The 17461-nt window shown below is 33.7% G+C and carries 20 protein-coding genes; 11 read left to right on the top strand and 9 right to left on the bottom strand.

Going from position 1 to position 17461, the window contains the following annotated elements; translation table 11 throughout:
- Nucleotides 1-207: 207 nt before the first annotated feature.
- A complete protein-coding gene (locus tag FND99_RS06635; RefSeq protein WP_144337186.1) occupies nucleotides 208-990 on the bottom strand; it encodes a DUF5672 family protein in 783 nt (260 codons plus the stop codon).
- A 195-nt stretch (nucleotides 991-1185) separates the two neighbouring features.
- Between FND99_RS06635 and FND99_RS06640 the strand changes: the two genes are divergently transcribed.
- Complete coding sequence (locus tag FND99_RS06640; protein ID WP_144337187.1) at nucleotides 1186-1746, top strand: L-threonylcarbamoyladenylate synthase; 561 nt, start codon at nucleotides 1186-1188, stop codon at nucleotides 1744-1746.
- Between the two features lie 65 nt (nucleotides 1747-1811).
- Here the strand turns inward: FND99_RS06640 and FND99_RS06645 are convergent, their stop codons facing one another.
- The gene (locus FND99_RS06645; protein WP_144337188.1) at nucleotides 1812-2936 is read right to left on the bottom strand and encodes a cysteine desulfurase family protein; all 1125 of its coding nucleotides are present in this window, start codon (nucleotides 2934-2936) and stop codon (nucleotides 1812-1814) included.
- An 86-nt stretch (nucleotides 2937-3022) separates the two neighbouring features.
- Between FND99_RS06645 and FND99_RS06650 the strand changes: the two genes are divergently transcribed.
- Nucleotides 3023-4027, top strand: coding sequence for a hypothetical protein (locus FND99_RS06650; RefSeq protein ID WP_144337189.1), 1005 nt, complete (start codon nucleotides 3023-3025; stop codon nucleotides 4025-4027).
- Nucleotides 4028-4175: 148 nt separating this feature from the next.
- Here FND99_RS06650 and FND99_RS06655 read toward each other — a convergent pair whose 3' ends face one another.
- The gene (locus tag FND99_RS06655) at nucleotides 4176-4727 is read right to left on the bottom strand and encodes a Smr/MutS family protein (RefSeq protein WP_144337190.1); all 552 of its coding nucleotides are present in this window, start codon (nucleotides 4725-4727) and stop codon (nucleotides 4176-4178) included.
- On the bottom strand, nucleotides 4717-4902 hold the full coding sequence (locus tag FND99_RS06660) for a hypothetical protein (RefSeq protein WP_144337191.1): 186 nt from the start codon (nucleotides 4900-4902) through the stop codon (nucleotides 4717-4719). The genes FND99_RS06655 and FND99_RS06660 overlap by 11 nt, the downstream gene beginning before the upstream one ends.
- Before the next feature lie 123 nt (nucleotides 4903-5025).
- Between FND99_RS06660 and FND99_RS06665 the strand changes: the two genes are divergently transcribed.
- Complete coding sequence (locus FND99_RS06665) at nucleotides 5026-5292, top strand: DUF2752 domain-containing protein (RefSeq protein ID WP_246074192.1); 267 nt, start codon at nucleotides 5026-5028, stop codon at nucleotides 5290-5292.
- Nucleotides 5293-5314: 22 nt separating this feature from the next.
- Here FND99_RS06665 and FND99_RS06670 read toward each other — a convergent pair whose 3' ends face one another.
- A complete protein-coding gene (locus FND99_RS06670; RefSeq protein WP_144337193.1) occupies nucleotides 5315-6016 on the bottom strand; it encodes a DUF1003 domain-containing protein in 702 nt (233 codons plus the stop codon).
- A gap of 392 nt (nucleotides 6017-6408) precedes the next feature.
- Here FND99_RS06670 and epsC point away from each other — a divergent pair, with 392 nt between their 5' ends.
- The 3 genes from epsC (at nucleotide 6409) to FND99_RS06685 (ending at nucleotide 9211) form a co-directional block, all read left to right on the top strand.
- Nucleotides 6409-7200 (top strand): serine O-acetyltransferase EpsC, encoded by a 792-nt coding sequence (gene epsC, locus FND99_RS06675; RefSeq protein WP_144337194.1) that lies wholly within the window; start codon nucleotides 6409-6411, stop codon nucleotides 7198-7200.
- 1 nt (nucleotide 7201) lies between these two features.
- On the top strand, nucleotides 7202-8089 hold the full coding sequence (gene cysM, locus FND99_RS06680) for a cysteine synthase CysM (protein WP_144337195.1): 888 nt from the start codon (nucleotides 7202-7204) through the stop codon (nucleotides 8087-8089).
- Nucleotides 8090-8224: 135 nt separating this feature from the next.
- Nucleotides 8225-9211, top strand: coding sequence for an aldo/keto reductase (locus FND99_RS06685; protein ID WP_144337196.1), 987 nt, complete (start codon nucleotides 8225-8227; stop codon nucleotides 9209-9211).
- A gap of 93 nt (nucleotides 9212-9304) precedes the next feature.
- On the opposite strand, the gene FND99_RS06690 is transcribed toward FND99_RS06685, so the two are convergent.
- A complete protein-coding gene (locus FND99_RS06690) occupies nucleotides 9305-10354 on the bottom strand; it encodes a sensor histidine kinase (protein ID WP_144337197.1) in 1050 nt (349 codons plus the stop codon).
- 160 nt (nucleotides 10355-10514) lie between these two features.
- On the opposite strand from FND99_RS06690, the gene rlmD reads away from it, so the two are divergent.
- The 3 genes from rlmD to FND99_RS06705 are packed head-to-tail and all read left to right on the top strand — an operon-like array spanning nucleotide 10515 to nucleotide 13282.
- Nucleotides 10515-11927, top strand: coding sequence for a 23S rRNA (uracil(1939)-C(5))-methyltransferase RlmD (gene rlmD, locus FND99_RS06695; RefSeq protein ID WP_144337198.1), 1413 nt, complete (start codon nucleotides 10515-10517; stop codon nucleotides 11925-11927).
- Nucleotides 11928-11937: 10 nt separating this feature from the next.
- Nucleotides 11938-12495: a DUF6452 family protein gene (locus FND99_RS06700; protein ID WP_144337199.1), complete on the top strand. Its 558-nt coding sequence runs from the start codon at nucleotides 11938-11940 to the stop codon at nucleotides 12493-12495.
- Nucleotides 12467-13282, top strand: coding sequence for a DUF6048 family protein (locus tag FND99_RS06705; RefSeq protein ID WP_144337200.1), 816 nt, complete (start codon nucleotides 12467-12469; stop codon nucleotides 13280-13282). The genes FND99_RS06700 and FND99_RS06705 overlap by 29 nt, the downstream gene beginning before the upstream one ends.
- Before the next feature lie 68 nt (nucleotides 13283-13350).
- Here FND99_RS06705 and FND99_RS06710 read toward each other — a convergent pair whose 3' ends face one another.
- The 3 genes from FND99_RS06710 to FND99_RS06720 form a co-directional block, all read right to left on the bottom strand.
- Nucleotides 13351-14043 carry an aspartate/glutamate racemase family protein gene (locus FND99_RS06710; RefSeq protein WP_144337201.1) on the bottom strand — a complete coding sequence of 231 codons (693 nt, stop codon included), beginning with the start codon at nucleotides 14041-14043 and terminating at the stop codon, nucleotides 13351-13353.
- Between the two features lie 18 nt (nucleotides 14044-14061).
- Nucleotides 14062-14298: a hypothetical protein gene (locus tag FND99_RS06715; RefSeq protein WP_144337202.1), complete on the bottom strand. Its 237-nt coding sequence runs from the start codon at nucleotides 14296-14298 to the stop codon at nucleotides 14062-14064.
- Between the two features lie 146 nt (nucleotides 14299-14444).
- On the bottom strand, nucleotides 14445-15602 hold the full coding sequence (locus FND99_RS06720; RefSeq protein WP_144337203.1) for a THUMP domain-containing class I SAM-dependent RNA methyltransferase: 1158 nt from the start codon (nucleotides 15600-15602) through the stop codon (nucleotides 14445-14447).
- 135 nt (nucleotides 15603-15737) lie between these two features.
- Between FND99_RS06720 and FND99_RS06725 the strand changes: the two genes are divergently transcribed.
- Together FND99_RS06725 and FND99_RS06730 are read left to right on the top strand one after the other, a co-directional pair.
- A complete protein-coding gene (locus FND99_RS06725) occupies nucleotides 15738-16502 on the top strand; it encodes a class I SAM-dependent methyltransferase (protein WP_144337204.1) in 765 nt (254 codons plus the stop codon).
- A gap of 94 nt (nucleotides 16503-16596) precedes the next feature.
- Nucleotides 16597-17265 (top strand): ZIP family metal transporter, encoded by a 669-nt coding sequence (locus FND99_RS06730; protein WP_144337205.1) that lies wholly within the window; start codon nucleotides 16597-16599, stop codon nucleotides 17263-17265.
- Nucleotides 17266-17461 lie beyond the last annotated feature (196 nt).

Raw genomic sequence — 17461 nt, forward strand, 5'->3', positions numbered from 1 at the left:
AAAACAAAAAGGTTTAATTCAAAAATAAAAAAAACACAACTCAGCCCCCTAATACCTGATTATCCAAGCATTACAATCAAAAAAAAACAAACGCTACGCAACATTCTGAAACTATAAAAGCAGGCTAAAATTAAATTTTGGCATTAAAAAAATTCAGAATTTCTTCAAAATTATTTTTATAGGAGAATAAATTTAAACAATAATTCTTTAAAATTTGTCAATTATAGGTTTCCAAAAATCAATGACTTTTGGCTTATTTATTCCATGACAACCAAAAGGAAGTTCATTGTTGGTCAATTTCATTCCGATATTTGGTTTTCGGTCTAACGCAAAATAAATAGCTTCTTTATAACCTGGAATTTTAAAATTTCTCTCAAATTCTGGCGCTTTAAGTGACCAAAAAACATCTTCTATGGCGTAGATTTTCTTTTTTTCTTCTTTCAGAAAATCAGAAATAAACTGTTGGTATTTTTTTGCAATTACATAATGCGATGCCACTTTACGCAAAGAGAAACCACCGTTTCCAGACTTATAAAAAATCTGATGTCTTTCCTGTTTTTTCTTAGACAGCTTTCGAACCATCTTATGATAGTATTTCAAAAACAAAGTATCTTCTGGAGTAGCAAGCCAAGGCGCACCAATGTAGTCATATCCTTTTTCGCACCATTTTGCTAAATCATTCTTGAAAACAAAAGCGTCTAACTGGTAAATTAAAATATACTCGGAGTCTAAAAAACTTTCATAAAAAATTGGCGAAAGTAAAAGTTCATTATAGCCGTCTATAGAAGTAAAATATCGTTTCGGAAAACTTTTGGCTGTAATATTAGCAGATGCATCAGTCAAATAAGCATGATTTAACCCTTCTGGATGCACAATTACAATCTCATAATCTTTTAAGACTTTACAGCATTGCAAAAACGATTTTTCTTCAAGTTCACCAAAATATTCCTTGTACACAGGAACAACTACTTTTACAAGATTTTTAGACATGTCGTGATTTAGATTAACTACTATTTTTGGGAGTAAATTTTGAACTTAAAAAAACTAAATCCAATTTTCTCTCTCCGATATTCAACGTAACAACAAAAATAATCTTATAAATTACAAAAAACTTGATATTGTAAATTAAATTTTAACTTTTTACCAAATAGAAAGATTAATTTTGCTGCATAATACATTTTTACAATGAACGAAGAAATAATTAAAGCTTACGAAGTAATTAAAGAAGGAGGAATTATTCTTTATCCAACTGACACTGTTTGGGGAATTGGTTGCGACGCCACTAATCCAGAAGCCGTTGCCAAAATTTATAAATTAAAACAGCGTGCCGAAACACAAAGCATGATTGTGTTGATGAATGGGGAAAAAATGATGTACAATGTTTTTAAAAATATTCCCGAAGTGGCATGGCAAATTTTAGATTTATCAGACAAACCAACTACTTTAATTCTTGACGATGCTAGAAATGTAGCGCATAATGTTATTTCAGCTGATAAATCTCTTGGAGTTAGATTGGTAAAAGAGCCTTTTTGCTTTAAATTGATGGAAAGAATGAAAAAACCTTTAGTTTCGACTTCTGCCAATATCTCAGGACAGCCAACACCAATGTCTTTTAAAGAAATTAGCCCTGAAATTATAAATGGAGTTGACTATGTTGTAAACTTATATCACGATAAAGTTGCCGGAAAACCATCAACAATCATAAAATTGACAAACGATTCGCAGGTAAAAGTGATTCGAAAATAGTTTTTTTTGCTTCAGGTTTCAAGTTTCAAGTTACAAGTAGAACGTGAAACCTGAAACCTGAAACTTTAAACCGTTTTCAAACTCTCAATCAACCAGTCAATATCTTCTTTTGTGTTGTAATGACTGAATGAAATTCGAAGATTTGGTAGTTTTAAATCGGTTTCGGAAAGCATTTCTTTTAAAACGTGCGATGGCTTGATGCTTCCAGATTGGCAAGCACTTCCTCTCGAAACCGCAATTCCTTTCATATCCAAACTAAACAAAAGCATCGAAGTTTTATCTGCAGAAAAAGGCAGAATTATATTGATGATATTATAAAAATCTTCTTTTTTTCCATTGATTCTAAAACCTGGAAAATGAATTTCGAGCTGTTCAATAAGATAATTTTTCAAGTCTGAAATATAAGCTCTCTCTTCATCTAACTTTTCATAAGAAACCGCCAGAGCTTTTGCCATTCCAGCAATTTGATGAACAGCTTCTGTTCCGGCGCGAAGGCCTTTTTCCTGTTCTCCACCAAAAATCAAAGGCTGCAATCCCGAGTTTTTTCTAACAAATGCAAATCCGATTCCTTTAGGCCCGTGAAATTTATGCGCGCTTGCTACAATAAAATCAACTGGAGTTTTTTGAAGATCAATTTCGGTTTTTCCAATTGACTGTACGGTATCTGAATGAAACAAAGCATTATATTGCTTGCAAATAATACCAACTCGCTCAAGATCTAAAATAGTTCCTGTTTCATTGTTCACATGCATCAAACTCACAATTGTCTTCTTATCTTCAGATAACAAATTAGACAAATGCGTCAAATCGATAGTTCCATCAGCATTTACATTTACATAATCGACTTGAACACCATAATCAGCCTGTAAAGCCAAAACTGTGTATAAAACGGCATGATGTTCAATTCTTGAAGTGATTATACGCTTTACGCCAAGATCTTCAACTGAAGAACGCAAAATCCAGTTATCAGCTTCAGTTCCGCCAGAGGTAAAAATGATTTCCTGAGCAGAACAGTTTAAATGTTTGGCAATACTTTTTCTGGAAAGTTCTAAAACAGTTTTGCCATTACGTCCAAAACTATGTGTTGAAGACGGATTACCAAAATCTTCTGTCATTACTTTTGTCATTTCCTGAATCACTTCAGGACGCATGGCAGTTGTAGAGGCGTTATCGAGATATACTTTTTTCATTACTGCAAAGTTATAAAATATCAATTGTCCAATCTTCAATATCATTTGGCAAATTTTTCACTATTTTTGACCCAAATAAAATTACGATGAAAAAATATGCAAGCCTCCTATTGTTCGCGCTATTATTAAATGGCTGCGATGATGGTAATTTAACTGTAGAAACTATTGATTTTAAAGATGTAGTTTCAACCAGCTGTGATGCAACTAATACTTTGATTTATAAAATCAAGCCGCAGGAATCTTTATTACTGCAGATACCTCCAGACAAACTTATAAATGATGCCACATTAGAAGGAAAACCAGTAGTTTATGATATTGACGATGTTGCATACCGCTTTTTTTACAGAGCTTATGATGGCGTAATTTCGAAATCAAATATTTGTGATGCAATTCCGCCAGCTTCACCAAAAATCAACCAAGAATGGCATGCAATTTCTGGAAAACTAGAAATTGTGACAACTGCAACTTATAAAGATCCAGCTCCCGCAGACGGACACACAGAAATTGTGGGCTACAATCACAACATCACTTTAAGAGGTGTGACTTTTTCAAAACCAGGACCTGTTCAAGTTAATGATGAATACATTTTTGGAGATTTTAAAACAACTACAGATCCTGTTGTTGTTGCATTTACAGACGAAGTTGCGAAATACTGTGATGTACAGCATAAGGCTTACAACAATAATTTATCAAACGCACTTATTATAGAAAACTTAGACGAAAACTTAATTAAAAATCAAGATACGCCTCCGGGACAGCCTAGAACAAGTTTGATCAGCATACCAACAACTGACCCAGCGGTTACGTCTAATAATGTGTTTTACAGAACATACAACAACAATTTGCCTGAGTCTACCCGAGATTATTATTGCACGAATACAACTCCATCAAGTCCAACTGTAAAAGATACTTGGACAGGTGTTGCGGGTGTTGCAAATGTAAGTGGAATTATAGAAGTGACTACAACCAGCAACCTTAAAGTTTTTAAACATAAAATCGTAATAAGAAACGCTTCTATGAAAAAAGGAAACAGCACTTTCAAACTAGCGACCGAATTTGTTTTAGGAACAGTAACTACAATTGCACCTTAAATATTGTTTGGAAATTTTGCTGTAAAAAGTATTTTAAATTCCTACAAAAAAACATCCATTTTTCAAGCTGATTTTTCAATTAAATCAGAAATAAAAACGGATGTTTTTTTATGCTTCAAACGGAGCTCTTTTTAAGCCAAAAAAAGTTTTATTTATTGTTTTGCCTAAAATAAACTTCAGTTGCCCCAAGTCCATATTTTTGATAATTGGCATCTTGAAAATCGATTCCGTCGTAACGGCCCAATAAAAAATCAAGTTCGGCTTTTAGAATTCCTTCACCGACGCCGTGAATAAAAACAATTTTTGGAATCCTGTTTCTGATTGCAAATTCAATGTGTCTTTTTGCCGTTTCTGTCTGCAATGTCAAAATATCATAATTTGACATACCGCGTTTATTTGGAACTAATTTTTCGATGTGCAAATCAAATTCAGGAACCGAAACTTCGCGCTTATCTTTCTTTTCTTTGACAAAACTTCTTGGTTTTGGTTCTGTTTTCTCTTTTGTAATTTCATCTAAATCAATTCTTTTAATAGAATTCATTAAATTACTGGTTTCCTGAATTTTAATTAATTCATTGACAAAAAATGTCATCATAAAACCATCCTCAGTTTCGATCAAAACCTCATTGTTTTTCACTGAAACTACTGTTCCGTTTATGGCTTCATCTAAAACCGAAACCTTATCTCCTTTATTCAACATCGTCTTCGTCTTTATCTTGATTTTTACTTGGCGTTTTTGCACTCAGCTGCATCATTCCGTACATGAAAACTACAATTGCAGCAATCATGATATAGATGTTTTTATCTTCAGAAACTTGTTCATAGAATGCTACTCCAATGGCAAGAATCATTATTAAAATTTTAAAAGCTTTCATTTTTTTTCTTTATAAGGTTTCAAAAGTATAAAACTTTAAAATAGCAGTTTATTTCTTCTGAAGTGATATCGCATATTTTTTTGTAAAATTGCAAAAAACATTCCCTTGAATCCAGAGCATTATATGATCCCTTGCCTGTTCAAATCGATCTTCGGTTTTGACTGTTTGACCTGTGGTTTTCAGCGTGCTTTATTCTTACTTTTTCAAGGCGAGTTTTTGGCCGCATTTAAAATGTATCCGGCACTTTATTCTACCCTTTTATTTTTCGGATTTTTGATTTTTTACTTTTTCAATTCATCAAAAAAATACAAAAAGCTAATTTGGAAACTTGCCTATTTGAATCTGATTTTTATCATTTTTGGTTATTACCTCAAGCACTTTTACTTCTGATTTTTGTCCCGAAGCCTCGGGATTATTTTTTGATCTGATTCAAAATATCATTCATCATTTCGATCTGGACTTTTTGAATTTCGATCAATTCTTGCTGCTGATGCATGATGAGATGATCAATTTTATCGTGAATCATTCTGATCTCTAATTCCGATTTCAAGTTGATCATAAAATCTTTTTTTGCGCGGTTTCTGTCTTTTTCTTCCTGACGATTTTGGCTCATCATAATTACCGGCGCTTGAAGAGCAGCAATACACGATAAAATCAAATTAAGCAAAATAAAAGGATATGGGTCAAAACCTTTGTTGACTAAAAAATAAACATTTGATCCAATCCAAACCACTATAAAAAGAACAAACGAAATAATAAAAGTCCAGCTTCCGCCAAAATCAGCTACTTTATCGGCTACTTTTTGACCAAAATTTCTTGTTTCATCTTCATCTTCAACAATGCTTACAATAGATTTATCTTCTTTTAAAGAGGAAATAACACTTTTTTCAAGATCAGAAAGCATCCCGATCTCGCTTGATAAATAATTCGAAATGTATTTTTGGCGGTAATCATTCAATTCCTGAACCGAAACACAATCCTCATCACAAAATGAAGGATAATCTTTTTTAATCAAACTAAGAATAGGGTCGTGAATTGATTTTCCATAAATTTTCTGATTATCTGGCAATTCAAGACCAGAAATGGCACTTTTAAAAGTTGAATTATTTTTCATTTTTATAAATTTTACTTGCTAATTTACACATTTAAGTTTTTAAGAGAGACAAACAGAGATGTATTTAAGCCGTCAATTGCAAATAATTTAAACACATACAAACATAGATTTAGAGTTCTTAAAAAAGGCGTTTCACTTGTTCTAAAAAAATATTGTTGGCTCTGTGTTAGAAACTGGTTTCTTTTCAAACTCTTTACTACAAATAAAATCTATGTTTCTATGTATTTAATAAACAAAACGAATTATAACTAATGGGTTGAGTTGTATTTATTGATCATTTAATTATCACAAATAGGATAGCCAACGCAAAATTTCTTTAGTTAATTCCTGCCCTTATTTACAAAAAACGCCTTACTTTTAACGTTTGAAAATATCCATTCAATTTTATAATTGTGACAAAAGACTCTATCATACAAAATATCAAAGCTTTAAAGAGCCATTCAAACATAAATTACGGAATCAAAACTAAAACAGAAGATTTTACCGAGAAGCTTTTTTACACACTTTTTGATTCGAATGCCGCTTTAGACAAAAGCATTGACGATCTCGAAATACGCTTTAAAGAGATTGCCGTTTTAGCATGCCAAAAACCAGAAAAATTATGTGAATCGATTTGGGACAGATTCTTGGAAAAACTTCCGGGAGTCCTAGAAAAACTGAATCAAGACGCTGCTTATATTTTAGAAAATGATCCAGCATCAAACAGCATAGACGAGGTTTATTTGGCTTATCCTGGTTTTTATGCAATTGCCATTTATCGATTAAGCCACGAATTATATTTGCTTGATTTATTGCTTTTTTCAAGATTAATGAGCGAATATGCACACCGAATTACGGGAACTGATATTCATGCCGGAGCTAAAATTGCATCGCCATTTTTTATTGATCACGCGACCGGAATCGTTATTGGCGAAACTACCGTAATTGAAAAACATGTAAAAATATACCAAGGTGTTACGCTTGGTGCTTTGAGCGTTAGCAAAGAAATGAAAAACGCAAAACGACATCCTACCGTTGAAAAAAACGTATGTATTTATGCTAATGCCACTATTTTGGGCGGAGAAACTGTAATTGGAAAAAACAGCATCGTTGGCGGAAATGCCTGGATTACAAAATCGATTCCGGCAGATTCTATCGTTTTGAACACCACTACAACAGAAGTTAAAATAAAAGAGAAAAAATAAAATGAGTCCACAGAAATTGCTAAACCTAATTGGAAATACTCCATTGATGGAAACTGTCAATTTGGTTAAAAATAAAAACGTAAAACTTTTATTAAAACTAGAAGGAAATAATCCGGGAGGAAGCGTAAAAGACAGAGCGGCTTACAACATGATTGCAGCCGCTTTAGAGCGAGGCGATATTAAAAAAGGCAACAAATTAATTGAGGCAACCAGCGGTAATACCGGAATTGCTTTGGCAATGATTGCACAATTATTCAATATTGAAATCGAACTGGTTTTACCAGAAGATTCGACTAAAGAAAGAACGCAGACGATGCGTGCATATGGCGCTACAGTGATTTTAACGCCTGCTGAAGAAGGAATTATTGGTTCTAGAGATTATGCCGACAGAAAAGTAGCTGAAGGTGGTTATATCATGCTGAATCAATTTGCAAATGATGACAATTGGAAAGCGCACTATAAAACTACAGGACCAGAAATCTGGAACGATACCGAAGGAACTGTAACACATTTTGTTTCGGCAATGGGAACTACAGGAACCATTATTGGAACCTCGACTTATTTAAAAGAAAAAAATCCAGCGATACAAATTGTCGGTGCACAGCCTAGCGACGGTTCGCAAATTCCAGGAATTCGCAAATGGCCACAGGAATATTTGCCAAAAATATTCGACGCGTCAAAAGTAGATACTGTAATTGATGTAAGTGAAGACGAAGCCAGAGCAATGACAAAACGTTTGGCACTTGAAGAAGGTGTTTTTGCTGGAATGAGCAGCGGCGGTTCTGTCGCTGTAGCTTTAAAAATAGCCGAAAAATTAGAATCTGGGGTTATTGTAGCGGTGATCTGCGATCGCGGTGATCGTTATTTGTCTTCGGATTTATTTGACTAAAAAAAGATGCTAAGGTTCTGAGGTGCTAAGATGCTAAGATTTTTGAACACTAAAAAACTTAGCATCTTAGCACCTCAGGATCTTTAAAAAAAAACCTTTGTACCTTAACAACTCAGAACCTTAGAATCTCAAAAAATGAACTACAGAAAACTAGGAAAAACAAACTTTAATATCTCTGAAATCTCTCTTGGAACTTGGCAAGTTGGGGGAAAATGGGGATCGGGATTTGATGATAAAACTGCTGATGTGCTTATAAATACAGCAATTGATAATGGCATTAATTTTATTGATACGGCCGATGTTTATGAAAATGGATTAAGCGAAACTGCCGTTGGGCGTGTTGTGCGCTCAAGATCTGAACGAATTTTTGTCGCTACAAAATGTGGACGCCAAATTAATCCGCATGTGAATGACGGCTACCAGCCGAAAGTACTTCAGAAATTTGTTGAAGACAGCTTAAAAAGAACTGGATTAGAGACTTTAGATTTGATTCAGCTGCACTGCCCTCCTACTGAAGTTTATTATCGTCCAGAAATTTTTGAATTATTTGACCGTTTAAAAGATCAGGGGAAAATTTTAAATCTTGGTGTAAGCGTTGAAAAAGTTGAAGAAGCTTTAAAAGCAATTGAATATTCGAATGTTACGACGGTTCAGATTATTTTTAATTTGTTCCGCCAGCGTCCTTCGCAATTATTTTTCTCAGAAGCTAGGAAGAAAGATATCGGAATCATTGCACGCGTTCCTTTAGCAAGCGGACTTTTGACGGGCAAATTTGACTCAAAAACTACTTTTGAACCGCAAGATCACCGTAATTTTAATCGCAACGGAGAAGCTTTTGACAAAGGCGAAACGTTCTCTGGAATTGATTATGAATTAGGATTAAAGGCTGTCGAAGAATTAAAAGCGTTATTTCCAGAAAATCCAAATCTTGCTCCTATTGCATTGCAATGGATTTTAAATTTTGACGAAATCAGTTGTATTATTCCGGGTGCTTCAAAAGCAGATCATGTTCTATCAAATTTATCTGTTTACGATCTTCCAAAAATAAGTCCGGAGAAAATTGCAGCAATGAATACAATTTACGAAAAATACATCAAACCATCTGTTCATCACTTATGGTGATTTGTTTGAGTTGCTAAGATTCTGAGACACTGAGATTCTGAGTTAAAAAAACTTAGCAACTTAGCATCTCAGAATCTTAGCAACTCAAAAAAACTAAAGTTCAAATTCGATTTTAAATTCAGCACCTTTGTTTTTTCCTTCGCTGGCAGCATTTAATGTTCCTTTGTGGCGTTCGATTATTTTTTTGCACAAATAAAGACCAATTCCGGTAGACAACTCATTTGCAGTTCCTAATCGGCTCATTTTAGTGAATTTCTTGAATAATTCTTCGATTTGATTTTTATCAAAACCGATACCTTTATCTGCAACAATAATCTTTAATTTCGAATCTTCACTAAAAATTCGGACTTTCACTTCGCTATCAAAATAAGAGAATTTTATAGCGTTGCTGATTAAGTTTACCAAAACCTGAATAAGCAAACCTTCGTCGATACGCAATTTTGCCTCAGCTGTCTCTAAGCTTAAATTTAAAGTGATATTTTTATCTATTAAACGTTGTTCAACTTGTTCGTTGATAAAAGGCACAATATTATTAAAAGCAATTATTCTAGCTTCTGGAGTAACTTTTACAACCTGATCTTGCTCTTTTAGCAGTTTGATGAAGTTTTCAATATAGCGAAACTGCAAATTAGTCGATTCGCATATTAATCCAGCTAAATGTTTAACAGATTCAGATGGATTTTCGCTTAAAATCAATTTTGCCAATCCTTGCGGATTTCCAGCAAAATTTTTCAAATCATGCGAAAGCATATAAATCAAATCTTGTTTTTCATTTATAAAACTTTCAGACTCATAGATGGATTCTTGAATATTGCACATCAGCAACCCCGCTTCATCTGTATACTCTGTAGGCAAAACCGAAAGTCTACGATTATTTCTATAATCATCAAGTGATTTTGAAGCAATAGATATTGGCTTAATCAATTGATTTAAAACCAATAATGTAACAGTTGTAGCGAATAATGTCATCACTATTGCAAAAATCATAACAGAAGCAACCGAAAGATTGTATGACGAAAACAAAACAAAAAGGAGAATACCAATTAAAGGAATATGGATTCCGATAAACGCAACAAATAAAAATTTAAAGGCATAGCTTTTTTTTAAAAAGCTTATTTGCGATAAATTATGATATAACTTCATAAAAAAATAACAATACTATATGGTTAAATGCAGCGTTTGGGACAAATGCAAAAAAAACAAAGTTAACTTTTAAACTTAATTAATGTGTTAAATTACACAATTTGATAAAATATTTTGAAAATTAAATTTATAAAAGTTTACAAACCCTTATTTTTGCGCTATGGGAAGAAAAAATACAGACAAAGTTGTCTTTCATCAAATTGAAGTTTTAGACGCAGGAGCTAAAGGAGTATCAGTGGCAAAAGCTCCTGATGGGAAAGTAATCTTTATTCCAAATGTAGTGCCTGGCGATGTTGTTGATGTACAGACATTCAAAAAAAGAAAAGCATATTACGAAGGAAAAGCCGTAAAGTTTCACGAATTATCAAAACACCGCATTGAACCAATCTGTGAGCATTTTGGTGTTTGCGGTGGATGTAAATGGCAAAATATGAAATACAGCCAACAGCTGTATTACAAACAAAACGAAGTAAAAAATCATTTACAGCGAATAGGAAAAGTTGAACTTCCAGAATTTGAATCTATTTTAGGTTCTGAAAAACAGTTTTTCTACAGAAATAAAATGGAATTTTCTTTTTCTAACAGCCGTTGGTTGACTGAAAAAGAAATTGGAAGCACAGAAGATTTAGGAAACAGAAATGCATTAGGATTCCATATTCCAAAAATGTGGGATAAAATTTTAGACATTCAAAAATGTCATTTACAAGAAGATCCATCAAATGCAATAAGAAACGAAATCAGAGCTTTTGCAAATGAGCACAACCTTGCTTTCTTTAATCCGAGAGAACATTCTGGATTATTGAGAACATTAATGATTCGTACGGCTTCAACTGGCGAAATCATGGTTTTGATTCAGTTTTTTGAAGATGATAAAGCAAACCGCGAATTGGTTTTAGATCATTTATACGAGAAATTTCCGCAAATTACGTCGTTGCAATATGTTGTAAATGCAAAACAAAACGATACTATTTACGATCAAGATATTAAACTATATAAAGGTAGAGATTATATCTTGGAAGAAATGGAAGGCTTGAAATTCAGCATTAACGCTAAATCATTCTACCAAACCAACTCGGACCAAGCTTACGAATTATACAAAATTACACGTGACTTTGCCGGATTGACTGGAAATGAAACTGTTTATGATTTATATACAGGAACGGGAACTATTGCTCAGTTTGTTTCTAAAAAAGCAGGAAAAGTTATTGGTGTAGAAAGTGTTCCTGAAGCTATTTTAGACGCAAAAGCAAATGCAGAACGCAATAATATTACCAATTGCGAGTTTTTTGTTGGAGACATGAAAGTAGTTTTCAACGAAAGCTTTATTGCACAACATGGCAAACCAGATGTAATTATTACCGATCCTCCAAGAGACGGTATGCACGCACTGGTAATCGATCAGATTTTAAAAATCGCTCCTAAAAAAGTAGTTTATGTAAGCTGCAACTCCGCTACACAAGCTCGTGATTTAGCTTTGATGGATGAAAAATACAAAGTTACGCGTGTTCGTCCTGTAGATATGTTTCCGCAGACGCATCATGTCGAAAATGTTGTACTTTTAGAACTTCGATAATCAAATATAAATGAGAAAAATAATTTCAGTTTTACTGCTTTTTACTTTTGGCTTGTCAAGTTGTGAAAAAGATGACATCTGTGATCCAAATACTCCAACAACGCCACGATTAATCATTGAATTTTTTGATGCTAATAATCCATCTGTTGCTAAGGCGGTTACTAATTTAAAAGTAATTGGAGACGGCATGACTGAAGGAATTATTTTTAATGAATCTGCAACTGGTGAGGCAAAATACTTGACCAATGGCACCAAAGTAGCGATTCCGTTGCGAACAGATGCCGATTTTTCGACTTTTACTTTTATTTTGGATTCAGGCAACGAAAATACCGCAGCGATAAATTCTGATAAAGTACGATTTAACTATACACGCCAAAATCTTTATGTTTCAAGAGCTTGCGGTTTTAAGACGATTTTTGCTCTTGATCCGCTTTCTGACGGAATTCCGCCAACCTCTCCCTTTATAAAAAGCGATAGCGATGGCAAAGGTTTCTGGATGACACAGATATATGTAAAAAAATATAACATTGAATTAGAAAATGAAACACACATTCAAATATTTTTCTAGTTTTTGCTTATTGTTTTCTATGTTTTTGGGTCATGCTCAGGAAACACCGACGACTACAGTAACAAAAGAAATTGTTCCCGAAAAATCAAAAACAGAAGCTGCAAAACCTGCTTTGCAAGAAGTAAAAACGGATAGTATCAAAACTGACCGATATGGACTTCGTGTGGGTGTTGATTTATACAAACTGACTCGCGGTTTTTATGACAAAGATTATAAAGGTGTAGAATTTGTTGGTGACTGGCGTTTGACAAAAAAATATTGGCTAGCAGCCGAACTTGGTTTTGAAGACAAAACTACAGACGATGACAGATTAAACTCATCTGCAACAGGAACTTATATCAAAGGAGGTTTTGATTATAATTTGTACCAAAACTGGCTTGATATGGAAAACTTGATCACGATTGGTCTTCGTGGTGGTTTCAGTACTTTTAGTCAGGAATTAAACAGTTATAAAATTTACAATCCAAATCCGTATTGGGGTGAAATGCCTCCAATTGTAGAACATCAAAAATATAGCGGTCTTACAGCAGGCTGGATTGAAGTAGCAATGGGCCTAAAAGCTAAGGTTTTTAATAATGTTTTTGTTGGTTTTGGCGTGCAGCTTAAAATGCTTGTTGCAAATTCAAAACCAGATAATTTTGATAATCTATATATTCCAGGTTTTAACAGAACGTATGATGGAAGTTTCGGAATTGGTTTCAACTATACTGTTTCGTATTTCATACCTATTTACAAGAAAAAAACTGTTATTCCTGTTGCTCCAGCTAAAAAAGCACCTAAGAAATAATACTTTTTATCATATAAAAAAACCACGAGCTCATTTGAATTCGTGGTTTTTATTTTTTCTAATGACTATTAAGAAAGCTGAAAATCAACCGCAGCTTTTGCATGTATCAATGCAGTATCAAAAATAGGAACTGGCAAATCTTCTGGTTTAATAACTAATGGAATTTCGGTACAACCTAAAATAATTCCTTCGGCGCCATTTTTCATCAATTCATTTGCGATTTCTAGATAACGTTTTTTAGTTTCTTCACTTACAATTCCTCTTCCTAATTCTTCAAAAATTGTATAATGAATAAAATCTTTATCGCTTTCGCTGGTAGGAATAATTGCTTCGATTCCTTTTTCTTTTAGTTTACTTTTAAAGAAATCCAATTCCATCGTGAACTTGGTTCCTAATAAACCTACTTTTTTAATTTCTTGCTTTTGAATTTCAACAGCAGTTTCCGTTGCAATGTGAATCAATGGCAAATCAATGGCTTCTTGAAGTTTATCGGCAATAAGATGCATGGTATTGGCACATAAAACAATGGCTTCTGCCCCGCCCGCTTTTAAAAATTGACATCCTTTAAAAAGCATATTAAAAGTAGAATCCCAATCGTTGTTGTCGTTATTCCTTTTAATATCGGCATAATTGAACGAATAAACCAAACATTCAGAGAAGTTCAAACCTCCCAATTTTTCATTTATTCCTTCATTAATAAGCTTGTAATAATCAGCCGTTGAAACCCAGCTGATACCCCCAATAAGTCCAATTTTCTTCATTAATGCCAATAAAAATTTTTATCCAATTTCTTTAATTCCTTTTACGAAAATCCATTTCATAAAAAGCTTCTCGCCATCTCTGGTTTTTACAGCCTGAAATTTAGGTCCAATTAAAGTAGCTACAATAAAAGATGTCATCGGAATCCAAAATCCAGTTAATCCAGTGTATTGCGCAACAATATACCTCCCTGCAATAAACAAAATTGCAAATGTTCCTAATTGATATAAAAAAGCTCTTACTTGTAGTTTTGTCATTTTTTTTTAAAGTTGCTAAGGTTCTGAGATGCTAAGGTTCTAAGATTTCTCTTCTTTGAACTTATATTTCTGAACCTATAATTATTCTATTAATAATATCACAAGCTAAATTTCTTAGTCCCTTAGAAACTTAGCATCTTAGAACCTTATTGTTGAAATTTCGTTCTCTTGCTTCCTTCGTACATTTCGTATTTCACTAAACGCGCTTCAAGGCTTCCGTTGAAAAGCTTGATTTTTCTTGAAGGTTTTAATCCGACGAATTTTAGTGCTTCAAGATTTGCCGTGATAAACCAAGCATTTGTTCCTGGATAATTTTTCTTTAAAGTATCACCAATATTCGCATAGAATTTTTCCATATGAATATCTAAACGCTCATCATACGGCGGATTGAAAACAATATGAAGTTTTCCTTCTACTTCTTTTTCGGTGTCAAAAAAGTTATCTTCAGAAACCGTTACATAATCCTCAAGATTGGCATTTCTGATATTATCTTTTGCTTTGCTGACCGCACTTGGTGCTTTATCAAAACCTTTGATTGTATAGTGAAATTCTCTAGTTTTTTTCATCAAACTTTCGATAATAGTGTCAAACAAGTCATTATCCCAGTCTTTCCATTTTTCAAAAGCAAACTCTTTTCTGTTAATGTTTGCCGGAATATTGCAGGCAATCATCGCCGCTTCGGCAAGAAAAGTTCCTGAACCGCACATTGGATCAAGAAAATGGCTTTGTCCATCCCAACCTGATAATAAAAGAATTCCGGCTGCCAAAACCTCATTAATTGGCGCAATATTCGTTGCTGTTCTATAACCACGTTGGTGCAGTGAATTTCCCGAAGTATCTAGCGAAACCGATACTTGATCTTTATCAATATGAACATTAATTCGCAAATCTGGATATTGTTTGTCGATGCTTGGTCGTTGTCCGGTTCTTTCTCTAAACTGATCTACAATCGCATCTTTACATTTTTGAGAAACAAACTCAGAATGATTAAAATATGTCGAATGAACCGTTGTATCAATTACAAATGTTTGATTGGCGTTTAAATATTTTGACCAGTTCAAACCTGAAATTCCTTTGTATAAAGCCTGTTCATTATTTGCCCTGAAAGAATAAATTGGCTTTAAAACTTTAAGCGCTGTTCTAAGTGATAAATTGGCTTTGTACATAAAACCCTTATCGCCTTTAAAACTTACCATTCTCACGCCTTTTTCGACATCCTGAGCGCCAAGAGTACGCAATTCCTTCTCTAATATTTCCTCAAAGCCAAAAAAACATTTGGCTATCATTTTAAAATTTTCTTCCATCTTTACTTTTGTATTAAAAAACAACCCCAATCGCAAATGTATGTTGACCTTTATTTAGGTATCATCGCGAAATAGTTATTTTCCGGCAAAAATACACTAAATTTGCCGGACTTTGAATTAATTGAAATAGAATAAATGTCTGAATCGCTCAACTCATCAACACCTAATCAGGATCGTAACACCAAAAATTGGTTTACATCATGGTTTGACACTCCGTATTATCATATTTTGTATAAGGATAGAAATTACCGAGAAGCGCAGATATTTATGGACAACTTGACGCATTATCTCAATCTTCCTGAAAAAGCAAAAGTGCTCGATTTAGCCTGCGGAAAAGGACGTCATTCTATCTATTTAAACCAATTAGGCTTCAATGTTTTAGGCGCCGATTTGTCTGAAAATAGTATTGCCGAAGCCAGCAAAAATAGCAACGAAACTCTTCATTTCAAAGTGCACGATATGCGTGAACCTTTCGAAGAAAAATTTGATGCTATTTTTAATCTTTTTACAAGTTTTGGCTATTTTGAAAGTGATGATGATAACTTAACAACTTTAAAAGCAATCAAAGAAAGCCTGTCTGAATACGGTTTTGCTGTAATTGATTTCATGAACGTGATGCAGGTAATCGAAACTTTGGTTCCTGAAGAAGTGAAAACCGTTGATGGCATTGATTTTCATATTAAAAGATACGTTGAAGACGGACATATTTTCAAAGAAATTGATTTTGAAGATCAAGGTCAAAAATATCATTTTACCGAAAAAGTAAAAGCATTAACTTTAAAAGACTTTCAGGAACTAATGGATGAAGCGGGAATTTTTCTCCTAGATATTTTTGGAGATTACAAGCTGAAAAAATTCCACAAAACTGAAAGCGAACGATTAATCATGATTTTTAAATAGCGTTTAATTGTTTAACCGTTAATTTGTTTAATCGCTTGAGCAAATTGACAAAAGACCGCTTAAACAATTAAACAAATTAACGATTAAACAAAAAATGAACTATTTACTACCCTTAATTTCTGTACTTTTAGGATATGGTGTGGCTTTGTTTTTAAAACCTCAAAACAAAACCAATTTAAAATTACTGCTTGCTTTTAGTGGTTCGTTTTTACTTTCTTTAACGGTAATGCATCTTTTACCAGACGTTTATGAATCTCACAATCATAATATTGGGTTATTTATTATGGTTGGGATTTTGTTCCAGATTGTTTTGGAATTTTTCTCAAAAGGCGCTGAACACGGACACGTTCACGGACACGCAAAAATGTCTCAAATTCCGTGGCTTTTATTTATCAGTTTGTGTATTCATGCCTTTTTAGAAGGTTTTCCGGTGAGTCATCATCAAGGTTTGGCGGTCGGAATTGCTATTCATCATTTACCAATTGCTGTGATTCTGACTACCTTTTTCATCAATGCCGACTTAAATAAAAAAGCCATTTTTGCTTTCATGCTGACTTTTGCAATCATGACACCGTTAGGCACAATCGCATCTGAATATTTAGCTGTTTTAAGTAATTATTACACTGAAATAACCGCAATTGTAATCGGAATTTTATTCCATATTTCATCCACAATTATTTTTGAAAGCAGCGAAGGTCACAAATTCAATGTTGCCAAAGTTTCCATGATCGTTCTCGGAATTCTATTGGCTTTCTTTTTATAATCTGGACGTGCCACCATCCCGATAAGAGGGCAAATTCACTTTGAGCTTATTCGCCCTCTTATCGTGATGCTGTCGGGCTATCCGCGCTACTTCGGTAGCTCGCTCCTATCCTTCACGTGAAAAAAGTTTCAAGTTTCAAGTTTCTCCCGAGGCTTCGGGATCAAGTTTCAGGTTCCACAATTCACAATTCACAATT

Origin of the sequence: Flavobacterium daemonense (assembly GCF_007341385.1) — a bacterium.
Classification (GTDB): Bacteria; Bacteroidota; Bacteroidia; order Flavobacteriales; family Flavobacteriaceae; genus Flavobacterium; species Flavobacterium daemonense.